The 16,596-nt window shown below is 74.3% G+C and carries 13 protein-coding genes and 1 other RNA gene; 2 read left to right on the plus strand and 12 right to left on the minus strand.

Annotated elements, in window-relative coordinates; all coding sequences use genetic code 11:
- Positions 1–48: 48 nt before the first annotated feature.
- From ACFSJS_RS19630 to ACFSJS_RS19645, 4 genes are all read right to left on the minus strand, one after another.
- Complete coding sequence (locus tag ACFSJS_RS19630; protein ID WP_380902155.1) at positions 49–2,499, minus strand: HelD family protein; 2,451 nt, start codon at positions 2,497–2,499, stop codon at positions 49–51.
- Positions 2,500–2,626: 127 nt separating this feature from the next.
- Positions 2,627–3,850, minus strand: coding sequence for a uroporphyrinogen-III synthase (locus ACFSJS_RS19635; protein WP_380902157.1), 1,224 nt, complete (start codon positions 3,848–3,850; stop codon positions 2,627–2,629).
- A gap of 133 nt (positions 3,851–3,983) precedes the next feature.
- Positions 3,984–5,405: a nitrate/nitrite transporter gene (locus ACFSJS_RS19640; RefSeq protein ID WP_380902159.1), complete on the minus strand. Its 1,422-nt coding sequence runs from the start codon at positions 5,403–5,405 to the stop codon at positions 3,984–3,986.
- Positions 5,406–5,536: 131 nt separating this feature from the next.
- Entirely contained in the window at positions 5,537–6,511 is a 975-nt protein-coding gene (locus ACFSJS_RS19645; protein WP_380902161.1) for a LysR family transcriptional regulator, read from the minus strand.
- 83 nt (positions 6,512–6,594) lie between these two features.
- Between ACFSJS_RS19645 and ACFSJS_RS19650 the strand changes: the two genes are divergently transcribed.
- Positions 6,595–7,992 carry an MFS transporter gene (locus ACFSJS_RS19650; protein WP_380902163.1) on the plus strand — a complete coding sequence of 466 codons (1,398 nt, stop codon included), beginning with the start codon at positions 6,595–6,597 and terminating at the stop codon, positions 7,990–7,992.
- Positions 7,993–8,081: 89 nt separating this feature from the next.
- Here ACFSJS_RS19650 and ssrA read toward each other — a convergent pair.
- The 5 genes from ssrA to ftsE all read right to left on the minus strand — a co-directional run bounded on the left by ssrA (position 8,082) and on the right by ftsE (position 12,147).
- Positions 8,082–8,452: a transfer-messenger RNA gene (gene ssrA, locus ACFSJS_RS19655) on the minus strand.
- Positions 8,453–8,689: 237 nt separating this feature from the next.
- Positions 8,690–9,169, minus strand: a complete 480-nt coding sequence (gene smpB / locus ACFSJS_RS19660; RefSeq protein ID WP_380902165.1) for an SsrA-binding protein SmpB — start codon at positions 9,167–9,169, stop codon at positions 8,690–8,692.
- 18 nt (positions 9,170–9,187) lie between these two features.
- Positions 9,188–10,291, minus strand: a complete 1,104-nt coding sequence (locus ACFSJS_RS19665) for a S41 family peptidase (RefSeq protein WP_380902235.1) — start codon at positions 10,289–10,291, stop codon at positions 9,188–9,190.
- Between the two features lie 239 nt (positions 10,292–10,530).
- On the minus strand, positions 10,531–11,448 hold the full coding sequence (ftsX, locus tag ACFSJS_RS19670; protein WP_380902167.1) for a permease-like cell division protein FtsX: 918 nt from the start codon (positions 11,446–11,448) through the stop codon (positions 10,531–10,533).
- 9 nt (positions 11,449–11,457) lie between these two features.
- Complete coding sequence (gene ftsE / locus ACFSJS_RS19675) at positions 11,458–12,147, minus strand: cell division ATP-binding protein FtsE (protein WP_380902170.1); 690 nt, start codon at positions 12,145–12,147, stop codon at positions 11,458–11,460.
- 295 nt (positions 12,148–12,442) lie between these two features.
- Here ftsE and ACFSJS_RS19680 point away from each other — a divergent pair, with 295 nt between their 5' ends.
- Positions 12,443–12,643 carry a hypothetical protein gene (locus ACFSJS_RS19680; RefSeq protein WP_380902172.1) on the plus strand — a complete coding sequence of 67 codons (201 nt, stop codon included), beginning with the start codon at positions 12,443–12,445 and terminating at the stop codon, positions 12,641–12,643.
- 180 nt (positions 12,644–12,823) lie between these two features.
- Here the strand turns inward: ACFSJS_RS19680 and ACFSJS_RS19685 are convergent, their stop codons facing one another.
- From ACFSJS_RS19685 to ACFSJS_RS19695, 3 genes are all read right to left on the minus strand, one after another.
- Complete coding sequence (locus ACFSJS_RS19685) at positions 12,824–13,687, minus strand: LPXTG cell wall anchor domain-containing protein (RefSeq protein ID WP_380902174.1); 864 nt, start codon at positions 13,685–13,687, stop codon at positions 12,824–12,826.
- A 277-nt stretch (positions 13,688–13,964) separates the two neighbouring features.
- Positions 13,965–15,080, minus strand: a complete 1,116-nt coding sequence (gene prfB, locus ACFSJS_RS19690) for a peptide chain release factor 2 (RefSeq protein WP_380902176.1) — start codon at positions 15,078–15,080, stop codon at positions 13,965–13,967.
- 111 nt (positions 15,081–15,191) lie between these two features.
- A complete protein-coding gene (locus tag ACFSJS_RS19695; protein ID WP_380902178.1) occupies positions 15,192–16,490 on the minus strand; it encodes a serine/threonine-protein kinase in 1,299 nt (432 codons plus the stop codon).
- Positions 16,491–16,596: the final 106 nt, after the last annotated feature.

Consider the following 16,596-nt stretch of genomic DNA (forward strand, 5'->3'; position numbering starts at 1 on the left):
GCCGTGCGTATCCGCCCGCCCCCTCCGCGGCGGCCGCCGGCCCCGCCCTCACTCCCGGAGCAGGTCGGGCACCCCGGCCTCGTCCGGCAGGTCCCCCTCCCCGGACAGGACCGTCAGCCGCTGCGTGGCCCGGGTCAGTGCCACGTACAGCACCCGCAGTCCGGCCGGGGACTCGTCGGCGATCTCCGCGGGTGCGACCACGAGCGTGGCGTCGTACTCCAGCCCCTTGGCCTCCAGGCTGCCCAGCGGCACCACCCGGTCGCCCAGTCCGGCCAGCCAGGCGCGGGCCTCCTCGCGGCGGTCCATGGCCACCACCACGCCGACCGTGCCCTCCACCTCGACCAGCAGCCGCTCCGCCTCGGCGCGCGCCGCCCGGCCCAGCCCGCCCGCCCCGCCGCCGGCCACCGCGAAACGCGGCACCAGGCCCGTGGAGCGGACGGCCGTCGGCGGCCGCACGCCCATCATCGTCAGGGCGAGCACCCGGGCGGACAGTTCGGCGATCTCGGCCGGGTTGCGGTAGTTGACCGTCAGCTCGAAGCGGCGGCGCGGGCGGGTGCCCAGCGCCTCGTCGCGGGCCGCCGCCGCCTCCTCCGGGTCCGTCCAGGAGCTCTGCGCCGGATCGCCCACGACCGTCCACGTCGCCCGCCGGCCGCGGCGCCCGACCATCCGCCACTGCATGGGCGTGAGGTCCTGCGCCTCGTCGACGATGACGTGCGCGTAGTCGGTGCGCTCCTCCTCCGCCTGCTCCCGGCGGGCGGGGCGGCCGGCGGTCCGGTCGGCGTAGGTGGTCAGCTCCTCCAGGCCGGTGAGCCCGTCCAGCGGACCGGCCTCCTTCACCCGGGGGCGGGCGGGGGCGCCCAGCAGGACCCGCAGCTCGTCCAGGAGCGCCACGTCGTGGACGGACAGCGGGCCGGAGCCGTCGGCCCCCAGCCGGGACAGCGAGCGCGCCAGGCGCCGCACCTCGCGCGGCTGGAGGACGCGGCGCGCCCAGCGGCCCAGCCGCTTCTCGTCGGCCATCGCCGCCAGCACGCGGCGGGGGGACAACTCGGGCCACCAGGCGTCGAGGAAGCCGGTGAAGTCCGGCTCGGTGGAGACGTCCTCGTCGAACGCCTGCCGCGCCTCGGCGGCCAGCTCGGGGTCGGTGTGGCGGCGGCCGGCGCCGGAGCGCTCCCACAGCGCGTCCAGCAGCAGCCGGCGGGCGCGCGGACGCAGCAGGTTGACGGGGGCGGTGCCGCCCAGCGCCTTCTCCCGCACCGCGCGCAGCTCGTCGGCGTCCAGCTCGACCCGCGTGCCGAAGACGACCACGCGCAGCCGCCGCGGCACCTCGCCGCCGCCCGGCGGGGGCAGCTCCAGCGCGCCGCGCGCCGCCTTGCGCAGCACCTTCACCATGCGCGAGGAGCCCTTGATCCGGGCGACGGGCTGCTCGTCGTGGACCTCGGCCCCGGCGCCCTCCACCAGCGAGCCCAGCGCCCGGATGGCGACCTGGCCCTCCTCGCCCAGGGAGGGCAGCACGCCCTCGGTGTAGGAGACCAGCAGCGGCGTGGGGCTGACGATCAGGATGCCGCCCGCGTACCGCCGCCGGTCCTGGTAGAGCAGGTACGCGGCGCGGTGCAGCGCGACGGCCGTCTTGCCGGTGCCGGGGCCGCCCTCGACCTCGGTGACGGAGACGGCGGGGGCCCGGATCACCTCGTCCTGCTCGGCCTGGATGGAGGCGACGATGTCGCGCATGGAGTGGCCGCGGGCCCGGCCCAGCGCCGCCATCAGGGCGCCGTCGCCCACCACGGCCAGCTCCTCGCCGTCCAGGCGCGCGGTCAGCTCCGGGCGCAGCAGGTCGTCCTCCACGCCCAGCACCCTCCGGCCCCGGCTGCGGATGACCCGGCGCCGCACCACCCGGCCCGGCGCCACCGGGGTGGCCCGGTAGAAGGGCGCGGCGGCCGGGGCGCGCCAGTCGACGACCAGGGGGGTGTAGTCGGCGTCGAGCACGCCGAGCCGCCCGATGCGGAGGGTCTCGGCGATCTCCGCGGCGGCACCGCCGGCACCGTCGGGGCGCACCGCGTCGTCCGCGGGCTCGACGGAGGTGTACGCGCCGTCGGGGCCGCGCTTGCCGTCCTTGCCGGGCAGCAGGTCGATGCGGCCGAAGAGGAAGTCCTCGAACTCGCTGTTGAGCCGGTTGAGGTGCACCCCCGCCCGGAAGACCTGGGCGTCGCGCTCGGCGAGCGCCCCCGGTGTGCCGACCTGCGCGCGCCGGGCGGCGTCGGCCATGAGGAACTCGGCCTCGTCGATCTTCTCCTCGAGGCGCTGGTAGACCCGGTCGAGGTGCTCCTGCTCCCGCCTGACCTCCCTCTCCCGTACGCCGTCGTGCTCCTCGGTGCGGGAGCCGGGGCGCTGCCCGTCCCGGCTCCCGCCGTGATCGCCGCCGCGGTCGCCGCCGCGGTCGCCGTCCTCGCCGCCGGCGCCCGCGGTCTGCGGTACCGGCGGCACTGTGTCCTGCGCTCCCAACGCACGGCCCCCTTCTGGTGTACTCAGGGCAGCCGTCAACCGTACGCCAGCAAGGGGCGGCGCGCACGCGCGAAACCGGAGGTGGCCGGAGCGGAGGGGCCGGGGGACGCGGCGGAGGCGGAGGGGCTCAGCCCCCGGCGGAGCGGGGGGCCGAGCCCTTCGGAGGGGCGCCCGCGGGGACGTCCCCGCAGCCGGTCCCCCGGAGGCCGTCCGCGCCGTCGCCGGCGGCGCCGTCGTGGCCGCCCTGCGGGTCGAAGGCGAGCCGGTAGCCGCGCTTGACCACCGTCTGGATCAGCCGCGGACCGCCCAGCGCCGAGCGCAGCCGCGCCACCGCCGTCTCCACCGCGTGCTCGTCGCGGCCCGCACCGGGCAGGACGCGCAGCAGGTCGGCGCGGGGGACGACCCAGCCGGGCCGCCGGGCCAGGGCCCGCAGGAGCGCCATCCCGGCGGGCGGCACGGGCCGCGGCTCGCCGTCCACGAGCACCGCGTGGCCGCGGATCTCCAGCCGGTGCCCGCCCACGGGCAGGGCGGGGGCGCGGGCCGGCAGCTCGCGGCAGAGCAGCTGGACCAGCGGCCCCAGGCGGAAGCGCTCGGGCCGCACCACGGGCACGTCGCGGGCGGTCAGCGGCACGGCGGTGACGGGCCCCACGCAGGCGGCCAGCACCTCGTGCCCCAGCACCGCCGGCAGCTCCTCGCCCAGCCCGCGCTCCTCGGCGCGCCTCAGCAGCGAGGCCGCGGCGGGCGCGCTGGTGAAGGTGACCGCGTCCACGGTGCGGGCCAGCACGGCGTCGATGAGCCGGTCCACCGGGCCGATGTCCTCCGGAGGCAGCCAGCGGTACACCGGCACGCCCACCACCTCCGCTCCCCCGGCCCGCAGCGCCTCCACGAAACCCGGCAGCGGCTCGCCGTGGAGCTGGACGGCGACGCGGCGGCCCGCGACGTCCCCGGCCAGCATCCGGTCCAGCACCTCGGCCATGGACTCCGAGGGCGGCGACCAGTCCTCGGTCAGCCCGGCGGCCCGCACGGCACCGCGCACCTTGGGCCCGCGGGCGAGCAGCTCCGCGCCGCCCAGCACGGCCCTCAGCTCCTCGCCCAGCCCCCAGCCGTCGGCCGCCTCCACCCAGCCGCGGAAGCCGATGGCGGTGGTGGCCACGACCGTGTCGGGGGCGCGGTCGAGCAGGGCCCTGGTGGCGTCGAGCAGCTCGCCGTCGTCGGCCAGCGGCACGATGCGCAGGGCCGGGGCGTGCAGCACCTGCGCACCGCGCCGGGTCAGCAGCGCGCCGAGCTCGTCGGCCCGGCGGGCGGCGGTGACGCCGACGGTGAAGCCTTCCAGTGGTCCGACCTGGTGCATGGGGTCCTCGTCCGGAGTCGTTCGTACGGCTTCCCACCGTACGGCCGTGGGAGGACCGAGTCTGCCGACAGCGCGTGACGGGCCCGGATCACCGCGGTTTCCCGGGTGTTACGGGGGGGCCGGGCGCGCCCCCTCACACCCGCGCGTAGACGGGGCGCTCCTCCGGTCCCGGCCGGCCGGAGGGCCCGGCGGCCCCCGCCCCGGCCGGCGCGGGGGCGGGGGCCGGGGCGCCCGCGGGGAGCGCGCGCCGCAGGTATACGAACCAGGTGACCGCCGCGCAGGCCACGTAGTAGCCCAGGAAGACGGCGAAGGCGCCGGTTCCGGAGCCGGAGGCCAGGAAGGACTGGCGCAGGGCCATGTTGATGCCCACGCCGCCGAAACCGCCGATCGCGCCGATCAGCGCCATGGAGGCGCCCGACAGCCGGCGGGCGTGGGCGGCCGCGGCCTCCCCCGTCATGCCCGCGGCCAGGGCCTTGGCCCGGAAGATGCCCGGGATCATCTTGAACGTGGAGCCGTTGCCCAGCCCGGTGAGCACGAACAGGACGGCGAAGGAGGCGATGAACAGCGGCAGCGACTGCCGCACCGACGCGACGACGATGAGGCCGACCGCGGCCGTCATCGCCGCGAAGTTCCCCAGCGTGACGCGGGCGCCGCCGAACCGGTCGGCCAGCCGCCCGCCGACGGGGCGGACCAGCGAGCCCAGCAGCGGGCCGATGAACGTCAGGGAGGCGGCCTGGAGGGGGGTGCGGTCGAACTGGTTCTGGAGCACCAGGCCGAAGGCGAAGCTGTAGCCGATGAAGGAGCCGAAGGTGCCGATGTAGAGGAACGCCATGATCCAGGTGTGGCGGTCCGCCGCTGCCTCCCTCGCCGCGCCGGTGTCGCCCCGCACGGGGCCGAGGTTGTCCATGTATCGCGCGCTGAGCACGGTGGCCGCGACGATCAGCGGCAGGTAGGCGGCGAGCAGCAGGCGCGGCTGCGCCGCCCCGGCGACGGCGACGACCAGCATTCCGGCGAGTTGGACGACGGCGACGCCGATGTTGCCGCCGCCCGCGTTCACTCCCAGCGCCCAGCCCTTCAGGCGCAGCGGGTAGAAGCTGTTGATGTTGGTCATGGAGGAGGCGAAGTTGGCGCCGCCGATGCCGGTGAGCACCGCCACCGCCATGAAGGCGGTGTACGACGTCCCCGGCTCCATGACGACCAGCAGCGCGGTGGTGGGCGCCAGCAGCATGGCGGCGCTGATCACCGTCCAGTTGCGGCCGCCGAAGCGGGCGACGGCGAAACCGTAGGGGACGCGCAGCGCGGCGCCGACCAGCGAGGCGACGGCGACCAGGAAGAACTTGCCGGCCGGGTCGATGCCGTACTCGGGTCCCATGAACAGGGCGAGCACCGAGAACATGCTCCACACCGAGAAGCCGATGTGCTCGGAGAGCACCGACAGCACCAGGTTGCGGCGGGCCACGTGCCGGCCCTCCCGCTCCCAGAAGTCCTCGTCCTCGGGGTCCCAGTGCTCGATCCAGCGGCCCCTGCCGCGGCGTGCGGACGTCGGAGCGGTCATGGCGCCTCCACGGTGTCGGGTGTCGGTGCCCGACGCTAGGGACGGCGCGTTTCGCCCCGGTGCCCCCAGGTGACCTCCGCGCAACCTTGCTCTCACCCGGGGGCCGGGGGGCGTGTGAGCCGCGCGCCGCCTCATCCTGCCGGCGGGACCCGCCCCAGGACGCGCTCGTCCGCCTCCGGCAGCCAGGAACCGCGGGGGCGCTCCCGCCAGCGGCCCGCCTCCGCCGCCCGCCGCACGGCCTCGTGGAGGGCGTCCAGCCCCGGGTGGCGCAGCCCCCGCCGCCAGACCATGGAGACCGGCACGAGCGGCACGGGGTCGGACAGCAGCCGCAGGGCCATGCCCGGCACCTCGATGAACACCTCGCTGGCCAGCACCGACCAGCCCCGCCCGCGCACGGCCCGGACGAACTCCTCCTCCCCCACGATCTTCGGGAAGGGCGCCGCGAACCCGACCCCGCGGCCGGCGAGGAGCCGGTGGGCGTAGTCGGTCCACTCGGCGGTCTCGGGGTTGCCCGCCCCGACGTAGAGCGTCTCCCCCGCCAGGGCGTCCAGCGGCACCTCGGGCATCCGGGCCAGCCGGTGGTCCGCGGGGAGCAGCACGGCGGCCCGCTCGTACCGGACCAGCCGGTGGTCCAGCCCGGCGAGCACGGCCGGGTCCAGCCCGGCGACCCGGCCGAAGGAGACGTCGAGGCGGCCGCCGATGATCTCCGCGGCGGCCCCGGTCAGCCCGCTGTGGTACCGGGCGACGAACTCCGGTCCGGGTACCGGCCGGCGGGCCTCGTCCAGCACGAGCCGGCCGGTGGCGACGGGGGCACTGACGTCGACGATCAGAGGGCGCTCGTCACGCGCGGCGGCCGCGTTCAGCTCGTCGTGCGCCGCCAGCACGCGCCGGGCGTACGGCAGTAGCCGCTCGCCCTCGGGGGTCAGGGCGACGTGCCGGGTGGTGCGGACGAGCAGCACGGCGCCGAGCCGCTCCTCCAGCCGGCGGACGTCCCGGCTGAGCGCCTGCTGGGCGGTGAACAGCCGTGCGGCGGCGCGGGTGAAGTGCAGTTCGTCGGCGACGGCGGCGAAGGCGCGCAGCAGCCGGGGGTCGATGTCTCGGGACACGGCCCACACCTACAACAGAAGTGCGTGAAAGGCCAGTGAGCAGGTGTTGGACGCCTCACCCCCCGCTGCCCGATGGTGTGTCCATGCCGCATCGCACCTCCTCCCCGTCCCCCGCCCGCCCCGTGTACGCCCGAGGGGGCGGTGAGCGCCGCACACCGCTGTACGCGGTGGGGGGCGAGACCCTGGTCGCCGCTCCCCGCCCCGAGAACACCGAGCGCACCAGGGGCGCCGGCCTGCGGACCGGGGCCGCTCGTGCGCGGTGGCTCGCGCCGTACGCGCGGTTGTTCGAGCCTCCCGGCAGGCGCGCGTTCACCCTGGCGGGCCTCCTCGCCCGGCTGCCGGCGGGAATGTTCTCCGTCAGCGCCATCCTCATGATCGCCTCAGTGCACGGTTCGTACGCGCTCGCCGGTGCCGTCGCCGCCACCGGGCCGGCCGCGTCCGCCGTCGTGGCACCGCTGACGGCCCGGCTGGTGGACCGGTACGGGCAGGCCCGCGTCACCGTGCCCGCCGTGGCCGTCGCGGTGGCGGGCATGCTCTCCCTGGTGCTGTGCGTGCGGTACGGCGCCCCCCTGTGGACGCTGTTCGCCGCCCAGACGGCCACCGCCGCCACCCCCAACGTCGGCGGCATGTCACGGGCCCGCTGGGCACATCTGTACCGGGGCTCCTCCCCCCGGGACGAGGCCGCCCGGCACGCCGCCAACTCCCTCGAACAGGCGATGGACGAACTGTGCTTCATGCTCGGCCCGGTGATCGCCGCCGTCCTGTGCACCTCGCTCTTCCCGGAGGCGGGCACCCTCACCGCGGCGGTCCTGCTGTTCGGCGGCGGCCTGCTGTTCGCCGCCCAGCGCCGCACCGAGCCGCCCGTCGCCCGCACCGGCAAGGGCACCCCCGCGGTCGCGCCGCTGCGGGTGCCGGGACTGCCGACGCTGCTGGCCGTCTTCCTCGCCACCGGCGCGGTCTTCGGCGCGCTGGAGGTGGTGACGGTGGCGTACGCCGACGGGCTGGGCCACCAGGCGGCGGCCGGGGCCGTCCTGGCCCTCCAGGCCCTGGGGTCGGCGGCGGCCGGCCTGGTCTTCGGCTCCCTGAACCTGCGGGGACCGGCCGGCCGGCGGTTCGCCCTGTGCACGGGGGCGATGGCCGCCCTGATGACGCTTCCGCTGCTCGCCTCCTCCGCCGGCGCCCTGCCGGTGCTGGCCCCGGCCCTGCTGGCCGCCGGGATGGCGACGGCCCCGACGATGGTCACCGGGATGACGCTGGTCCAGCGGCTGACCCCGCCCGCCCGGCTGAACGAGGGCATGACCCTGGCCGTCACGGCGCTGCTGGGCGGCGTGGCCGCCGGATCGGCGGCGGGCGGCTGGGCGGTGGAGCACCTGGGTGCGTCCTGGGGGTACGCGGTGCCGCCGGCCGCGGCCGTGCTCGCCGCGCTCATCGCGTCGGCCGCGGCCGCGTCCGCCGCGGGCCCGGGACGCGGGGCGTCCTGAGCCCGGGGATCCGGCGCGGGCCGGGCGCGGCCGGACAAGACGAAGGCCCCGCCGTCGGAGTGACGGCGGGGCCTTCGCCCACATGGGATGAGTGGAGATGGCGGGAATCGAACCCGCGTCCAACGGTGCAGAACCAGGGCTTCTCCGAGCGCAGTCCGCTGTGCTTTTCTCGGCCCCGGCGGTCACGCGGACAAGCCGCCGACGGGCCCAGTCACTGTTCTATGTCCCACGCACCCCCGTGACCGGGGCGAGTGGTGAGTTCCCTAGCTGATGCCAGGCCCCAGGGCGGGAACGCCCCTGGGCTGACACTTCGCGAGTCGCTGCTCAGGCAGCGAGGGCGAAGGAATCGCGCTTGGTGTTGGCGATTATTTTTTCGCGGCACGTGGTTAACGAGATCATTGCCGCGTTCCTCGGCTCGCTTCCCCTGCTTCAACAGCCGCTGTCGAAACCGATCATCCCCATGTTGAGTTGACAAGCACAACCGGCCTGAGCCGGGCGGCGCTGTCTCCATTCTACGGGATCGGTACGGGGACCGGCCAGCGCATTCCCCCGCGGGGGGAATTGCTGCGGCCACCCGTGCCGGGCGCCGTACGTCCGGTCCAACGGTGCCGCGCCGCGGATCGTTCCCGCCCGCTCCGGCTCCGCGCCCCTCCCCGGCGCAGGCCGCCGCCGGGACCGGAACCCCCGCCCGCCGGCGCTACGCCCGCTGACGCCGCCGCACGGCGGAGATGGCGCGCTCGGCCTCGCGGCGGTCCTGCTTCTCCCGCAGCGCCTGCCGCTTGTCGTACTCCTTCTTGCCCCGCGCCAGGGCGACCTCAACCTTGGCCCGGCCGTCCTTGAAGTACAGCTGGAGCGGGACGAGCGTCAGCCCGGTCTCCTGGAGCTTGCCGATCAGCTTGTCGATCTCGGCCCGGTGCATCAGCAGCTTCCGCTTGCGCCGGGCGCTGTGGTTGGTCCACGTCCCCTGGCTGTACTCCGGGATGTGGACGTTGTGGAGCCACGCCTCACCGCCGTCGATCTGGGCGAACCCGTCCACCAGCGACGCCCGCCCCTGCCGCAGCGACTTCACCTCGGTGCCGGTGAGCACCAGCCCGCACTCGTAGGTGTCGATGATGAGGTAGTCGTGCCGCGCCTTCTTGTTCTGCGCGATGAGTTTGCGACCCGTCTCTTTAGCCATAGCCAGGCCATTGTTCCACTACGAGCGGGTGCCGAGGCCACTCAATACCGTGCGGGCCTCCTCCTCGGCGCTCCGCCCCGCACGCACCTCCAGGTCCGGGACGAGCCCCTCCTCCTCGAAGGTGCGGCCGCCGGGGGTGGTGTAGCGGCCCACCGTCAGCTCGGCCACCGATCCGTCCGGCTGCTCCTGCGGCACCTGCACCGATCCCTTGCCGAAGGTGCGGGTGCCGACGACCACGGCCCGGCCCCGGTCCTGGAGGGCGCCGGCCAGCAGCTCGGCCGCGCTCATGGTGCCGCCGTCGACCAGGACCACCAGGGGCGAGGCGGTGTTCCCGCCGGCCTCGGCGTAGAGGGCGCGCTGGGCGTCGCCGTCGCCGTAGGTGGCGACCAGCCCGCCGTCGAGGAAGGCGGAGGCGGTGCCTGCGGCCTCGGCGACCAGTCCGCCGGGGTTGCCGCGCAGGTCGAGCAGGATCCCCCGGTCGGGCGGGAGCCCCTCGACGGCGCGACGCACCTGCTCGCCGGTGCCCTTGGTGAAGGAGTCGACGGTGACGAGGACGGTGTCGGGGGCGAGGGAGGTGGTGGTGACGGTGTCGACCTTCAGCCGCTCCCGTCTGAGCCCCTCCTCCCACTGCCGGCCGTCCCGGCCGAGGCCGAGGACGACCCGGCTGCCCGGCCCGGAGCCCCCTCCGGGCGGGCCGCCGCGCAGCATGGCGACGACCTCGGTGACCGGGCGGCCGCCGGTGCCGCTGCCGTCGACGGTCAGCAGCAGGTCGCCGGGGCGGACGCCCGCCTCGTCGGCGGGGCTTCCGGGCAGGACGCGGGCGACCTCCGTGCGGTCGCCGTCCGCGCGGCGCACGGAGACGCCGACCCCGACGTACTCGCCGTCCAGGGAGCGCTTCACGCCCTGGTACTCGTCGGCGGTGTAGGCGGCGGACCAGCGGTCGCCGCTGCGGCTGACCAGTTCCTCGGCGTCGTGGGGCTCCTCACCGGGCCCCGTCCCGGCGGCGAACTCCTGGACCCCGGCGCGGAGGGGGGCCGGACTCGGCGGCGGGGCGTCACCCTCGGTGACGCCCCCCCATGACTCCGTGACGGCTCCGGTCGCCAGCGCGGTCACGAAGACCAGGGTCAGCCCGGCTCCGCGAAGGGTGCGGCGGTGCCGTGGGCCGCCGTCCGGGGATCCGCTGGCGGACCGGGCGGAACCGTGTGGGGGGAACATGGACGGACCCGACATGCTGCGGAGTCTAGGACACGTCCGGGAGTCGTACGGCAGGTTGAGGACACGCCTGCCGCGTCCTTCGTCACACCCGGAGCACGCCCGGGGGCGCCGGACGGATCTCCGGGCGCCCCCTGGCCGCGCTCACGTCACACCTTGAGGTACTTACGGAGAGTGAAGAAGGCGGCCAGCGCGGGCATCAGCACACCCACCACCAGGATCAGCGGGACGACCTTGAACAGCGCGTCCCAGCCGATGAAGTTGATCAGCGGCATCTGCTCCGCCAGCGACAGGCCCGCGTCGATGAGGAAGTAGCGACCGACCACCAGGAGCAGGGCCGCGCCGACGGCCCCCAGCAGGCCCGCGAACGCGGCCTCCGCGATGAAGGGCATCTGGATGTAGAAGCTGGAGGCGCCCACCAGCCGCATGATGCCCGTCTCGCGGCGCCTGCTGAACGCCGCCACCCGGACGGTGTTGACGATCAGCAGCAGGGCGACGACCAGCATCAGGGCCATCAGGCCCAGGGCCGCGAAGTTCATGCCCTCCAGCATCCGGAAGAGGTTCTCCAGGTACGCCCGCTGGTCCTGGACCTCCAGGACGCCGTCCCGGCCGGAGAACGCGGTGCTGACCACCGCGAACTTGGTCGGGTCCCTCAGCTTCACCCGGTAGGACTCCTGCATCTGGTCCGGGGTCAGCGAGTCGGCCAGGGGCGAGTCCTTGAACTGCTCCTGGTAGTGCTTGTACGCCTGCTCGGCGGACTCGTAGTAGACCTTCTCGACGATGTCGAGCTCTTCCAGGTCCGCCTTGATCTGGCGCTTCTGCTGCGCGGTGACCGCGCCCTCGGCGCAGTTGGCGTCGGCCTCGGCGTCGTTCTCGTTGCAGAGGTAGATCGACACCTGGACCTTGTCGTACCAGAACCCCTTCATGTTGGTGACCTGCTGGCGCGCGAGTACCGCACCGCCGAGCATGGCCAGCGACAGGGCGACGGAGACGATCACCGCGAAGGTCATCGTGAGGTTGCGACGGAGACCGACGCCGATCTCCGACAGTACGAACTGGGCGCGCATGGCGTCCTTTCAGTGCTGGTAGCCGTAGACACCGCGCGACTGGTCGCGCACGAGACGGCCCTTTTCTAGTTCGATCACGCGCTTGCGCATCTGGTCGACGATCTGCTGGTCGTGGGTCGCCATGACCACGGTCGCCCCGGTGCGGTTGATCCGGTCCAGCAGCTTCATGATGCCGACGGAGGTCTGCGGGTCGAGGTTGCCGGTCGGCTCGTCGGCGATCAGCAGCTTCGGTTTGTTCACGAAGGCGCGGGCGATGGCCACGCGCTGCTGCTCACCACCGGACAACTCGCCGGGCATCCGGTCCTCCTTGCCCGCCAGGCCGACCAGGTCGAGCACCTGCGGGACGGACTTGCGGATGTCGCCGCGCGACCTGCCGATCACCTCCAGCGCGAAGGCGACGTTCTCTCCCACCGTCTTGTTGGGCAGGAGGCGGAAGTCCTGGAAGACGGTGCCGATCTGGCGGCGCATGTGCGGCACCTTCCAGTTGGACAGGCGGGCGAGGTCCTTGCCGAGGACGTGCACCTGCCCGTGGCTGGCGCGCTCCTCCCTCAGGAGCAGTCGCAGGAAGGTGGACTTGCCGGAGCCGGAGGAGCCCACCAGGAAGACGAACTCGCCGCGTTCGACCTCCAGCGACACGTCGCGGAGGGCGGGGCGGCTCTGCTTGGGGTAGAACTTCGAGACGTTGTCGAATCGGATCACGGATTTACACCACGTCGACCTGGGTAGGGGCAGCGGAAGCCGCGGAGTGGATCCCCGTCGGTGTGGTGGACACTACGCGAAGCGGCGCGAGGTCCGCAGTCGGCGTCCGGTCTTGGCGGTTCCGGCCGCGGGGCATCAGGCGCAAAACAGGCATTGGCCACGACTTTCTGCGCTCCGCGCCGATGACTGGCACAGTGGAGGCAGGGCTTCCGGCCTCCGGGGGCGGACGCCGGCGACGGCGGCCGGGAACAGAAGGCCACCCGGAGGCGTTGGCGCTACATAAGGAGGACATCGCATGACGTGCGACCGACTGGTGTGCGCCAACTGCGCGGGGCCGGTGAACGAGGGGCGCTGCTCGGTGTGCCGTGCGCACCGCGAGCGGATGCACCAGGAGAGCGGGCCGTTCTCGCTCGCCTCCCTTCCCCCCGCGGCCCTGGCCGCACTGCTGATCACCCTGATCGCCGTGGCGCTGCTGGCGCGCCAGGCGGCCGTGTAGGCCGCCTCCGGCGGTCCCGCCGACCCGGACGGCCCGCGCGGACGGTACGACCCACGCGGACGGTACGACCCGCGCGGACGGTACGACCGAGGGCCCGGGACGCCTGAGCGTCCCGGGCCCTCGTCGTGCGCGCTCCCGCGGCCGTCACCGGGTGTGACGGACGCGGACCGTGCGGATGGTTCAGGCGACGGTGCCGCGGTTCACCATGCGCGGCATCAGGCGGAAGCCGACACCACCGGCGATCATCGTGGCCGCACCGATCAGCAGGAAGGTCGTCTCGGTGGCGCCGGTCTCGGCCAGCTCCTCCTTCGGCTTCTCCTGGCTGATCGGCTGGGTGCCGACCGCGTCGGTGTCGGGACCGCAGTTCACGCTGGACTCGTCCAGCACGCAGGTGCTCGGGGCCTCCGTCCCGCCGCCACCGGTGCTGTCGGTGTCGGTGCCGCCGCCGGTGGTCCCGCCGTTGCCGCCGGTGGTTCCGCCGTTGCCGCCGTTGCCGTTGGTCCCGTTGCTGGTGCTGCCGCCGGAGGTGCCGCCGGTCGTGGTGTCGCCGCCCGTGGTGGTGTCACCGCCGGTCGTGGTGTCACCGCCCGTGGTGGTGTCACCGCCGGTCGTGGTGTCACCGCCGGTCGTGGTGTCACCGCCCGTGGTGGTGTCACCGCCGGTCGTGGTGTCACCGCCCGTGGTGGTGTCACCGCCCGTGGTGGTGTCCCCGCCGATCGTCGCGTCGCCGCCCGTGGTGGTGTCACCGCCGATCGTCGCGTCGCCGCCCGTGGTGGTGTCACCGCCGATCGTGGTCTCACCGCCCGTGGCGGTCTGGCCCTGGTCGACCCCGGACGTCTCGCCGGAGGCGCCGCCGATGGAGATTCCTCCGGAAGCGGAGGCGCCGCCGTCGGCCGCGCCTCCGGTCTGGCCCTGGGTCTGGCCCCCGTCGACGTCGCCGTCGAGGGCCGACGCCGTGCCGACGGCGGTCAGCGACAGGCCGGCGAGGAAGACCGCGCCCGCGGCGACCCTCGCGACACGCAGCCGCGTCTTGGAATTGGTCATATGCCAACTACCCCCAGTAGTGGTCTTCGTCAGTGGGGCAGCCGTGCGGAGCTTCCTGCGTGCCGGGGTCCGTCGTGCCGAGCCTGCGACCGGTTTTCCGTCGGGCTCCGCCCACCCCCGTGCCTACGCGCCCCGAACACGCGCGTGCCAGCCTGAATGCTTTCCCAGCCATGACAGCCCCGTCAAGCTGGAACAAAACGAAATGTCCACGTTGGGGGGACAGTTGGGGAACCCCGGGACCGAGTTGTGACAAGACCTGCACAAGCGCCGGCCGGTGTCAGCCGGCGTTCTGCTCCTGCTGCTTGCGCCAGCGGATGCCCGCCTCCAGGAAGCCGTCGATGTCGCCGTCGAGGACGGCCTGGGGGTTGCCGACCTCGTGCTCGGTCCGCAGGTCCTTGACCATCTGGTACGGCTGCAGGACGTACGAGCGCATCTGGTTGCCCCAGGAGTTTCCGCCGTCGCCCTTGAGGGCGTCCATCTTGGCCTGCTCCTCCGCCCGGCGGTGCGCCAGCAGGCGGGCCTGGAGGACGCGCATGGCGGCGGCGCGGTTCTGGATCTGGGACTTCTCGTTCTGGCAGGAGACGACGATGCCGGTCGGGAGGTGGGTCATCCGCACCGCGGAGTCGGTGGTGTTGACCGACTGGCCGCCCGGTCCGGAGGAACGGAAGACGTCGACGCGGATCTCGTTCTCGGGGATCTCGATGTGGTCGGTCTGCTCGACGACCGGCATCACCTCGACGCCCGCGAAGGAGGTCTGGCGGCGGCCCTGGTTGTCGAAGGGCGAGATGCGCACCATGCGGTGGGTGCCCTGCTCGACGGAGAGGGTGCCGTAGGCGTAGGGGGCCTTGACGGTGAAGGTGGTGGACTTGATGCCCGCCTCCTCCGCGTACGAGGTGTCCAGGACCTCGGTCGGGTAGCCCTTGCGCTCGGCCCAGCGCAGGTACATCCGCATCAGCTGCTCGGCGAAGTCGGCGGCGTCCACGCCGCCGGCCTCGGCGCGGATGCTGACCATGGCCTCGCGGGGGTCGTACTCGCCGGAGAGGAGGGTGCGGACCTCCAGCTCGTCCACGGCCTTCTGGACGGACTGCAGCTCGGCCTCGGCCTCGGCACGCGCGTCGGCGTCGCCCTCGGCCTCGGCCAGCTCGAACAGCACCTCCAGGTCGTCGATGCGGCCGTGCAGCTCCTCGACCTTGCGGAGCTGGCCCTGGAGCAGGGACAGCTTGCTGGTGACCCGCTGGGCGTTCTCGGTGTCGCTCCACAGGTCGGGGTCGGCCGCCTGCTCCTCGAGCACGGCGATGTCGGCCCTCAGCTTGTCGAGGTCGATCACGGCCTCGATCGACTCCATGGTGGAGGAGAGGGACTTCAGAGCTTCGGATACGTCGACGACTGCCACGCATCCAGACTAACGGCTGGGAGGACCATTGCTTCCGCAGCGTCCGCCGCGCCCCGGCCGGCCGGTGGCGGGGCGGCCGGCCGCGACCGGGCGGCCGCCCCGCCGCCGGGCTCAGGGCGACGGGGGCGCCTCGTCCTCGGTGGAGGTGGGGGCGGCCGGACCGCTCCCCTCACCCCCGTCGCCGTCCAGGGCGAACCAGCCCCCGATTCCGAGCGCGGCCGCGAGGGCCGCGGCCGTCATGCCGAGTCTGGCCCGGCGGCGGCGCTCGGCGGCCCGGTGGCGGGCGGAACCGGCGCGCGGACTGCCGTGGGCGCGGGGCGCGCGAGCGGTGCCGTGGGCGCCGCCGGCCAGCTCGTCCGCGCCGGGGACACGCATGCTGGTGTGGGTGTCCCGGGTGGAGTCGGGGGACGGTCCGCCGTGGACGAGCGGGACGGCGCCGCGCCCGAACGCGGCGTACGGGCCGTCCGCGTACGGCGTGCCGGTGTCGTACCCGCCCCCGTCGCCGCCGTACGTCCCGTGGGCGTCCTGCCTCTCGTACGCCTCCGCTTCCGGTTCGGGCTCGTCGATGTCGAGCGGGGGCAGCCCGGCCAGCGACGGGAGCAGCTCCCGCAGCCGCGCGGCCATCTCCGGGGCGCGCAGCCGGGAGGCGGGGGCCTTGGCCAGGCACTGGTTGAGCAGCTGCCACAGCTCGTCGGGGATGCCCGGCAGCGGCGCGACGCGCTCGGTGACGTGGCGGCGCAGCACCGCGCCGGGGTGGCCGCCGCCGAAGGGCGTGAAGCCCGCCAGCAGCTCGTAGAGCACGGTGGCCAGCGCGTAGACGTCGACGGAGGCGCGCGGCGGCAGCCCCTCGACGATCTCGGGGGCGACGTAGTCGGGAGTGCCGACCACCTTGCTGCCGCCGCCCCGGCTGGGCGCGTCGATCAGCTTGGCGATGCCGAAGTCGGTGAGCAGTGCGGGCGGGGCGCCGCCCGGGCCGGTCGGAGCGTGTGCGTCGAGCAGGACGTTCTCGGGCTTGACGTCGCGGTGCACGATCCCGGCCGCGTGGGCGGCGGCCAGCGCGTCGGCGATGTCGGCCGCGATGGCGGCGGCGGCCTGCGGGGCGAGGCGGCGCTCGCGTTCCAGCCGGGTGCGCAGGTCGGTGCCGCGCACCAGGTCCATGACGAGGGCGAGGTCGTTGCCGTCGACCACCAGGTCGCGCACCTTGACGATGCGGGGGTGGTCCAGGCAGAGCAGCGCGGTGCGCTCCTGGACGAAGCGGCCCACCAGTTCCTGGTCCGACGCGAGGTCCTCGCGCAGCAGCTTGACGGCGACGGGGCTGCCCTGCGGCCCCACGCCCAGCCACACCGTGCCGGCGCTGCCCCGGCCCAGGATCCGATGGGCGGTGTACCGACTGCCGATCTTCCGTGACATGGCGACAAAACTACGCGCCAGGCGGGGGTCCGCGCCCCTCGGATGGCGGCAACCGCCGTCTCGGCCGTGGATTTCCCGCCTCGAAAGTCGACAAAGCAATCCGGTC

The sequence above is a fragment of the Streptomyces desertarenae genome, from assembly GCF_042681365.1.
GTDB lineage: Bacteria > Actinomycetota > Actinomycetes > Streptomycetales > Streptomycetaceae > Streptomyces > Streptomyces desertarenae.

Excerpts from the sequence above, each read along its gene's own strand:
- ACFSJS_RS19635 (WP_380902157.1), bottom strand. The coding sequence starts at position 3,850 with ATGCACCAGGTCGGACCACTGGAAGGCTTCACCGTCGGCGTCACCGCC.
- ACFSJS_RS19640 (WP_380902159.1), bottom strand. The coding sequence starts at position 5,405 with ATGACCGCTCCGACGTCCGCACGCCGCGGCAGGGGCCGCTGGATCGAG.
- ACFSJS_RS19650 (WP_380902163.1), top strand. The coding sequence starts at position 6,595 with ATGCCGCATCGCACCTCCTCCCCGTCCCCCGCCCGCCCCGTGTACGCC.
- smpB (WP_380902165.1), bottom strand. The coding sequence starts at position 9,169 with ATGGCTAAAGAGACGGGTCGCAAACTCATCGCGCAGAACAAGAAGGCG.
- ftsX (WP_380902167.1), bottom strand. The coding sequence starts at position 11,448 with ATGCGCGCCCAGTTCGTACTGTCGGAGATCGGCGTCGGTCTCCGTCGC.
- ACFSJS_RS19680 (WP_380902172.1), top strand. The coding sequence starts at position 12,443 with ATGACGTGCGACCGACTGGTGTGCGCCAACTGCGCGGGGCCGGTGAAC.
- ACFSJS_RS19685 (WP_380902174.1), bottom strand. The coding sequence starts at position 13,687 with ATGACCAATTCCAAGACGCGGCTGCGTGTCGCGAGGGTCGCCGCGGGC.
- ACFSJS_RS19695 (WP_380902178.1), bottom strand. The coding sequence starts at position 16,490 with ATGTCACGGAAGATCGGCAGTCGGTACACCGCCCATCGGATCCTGGGC.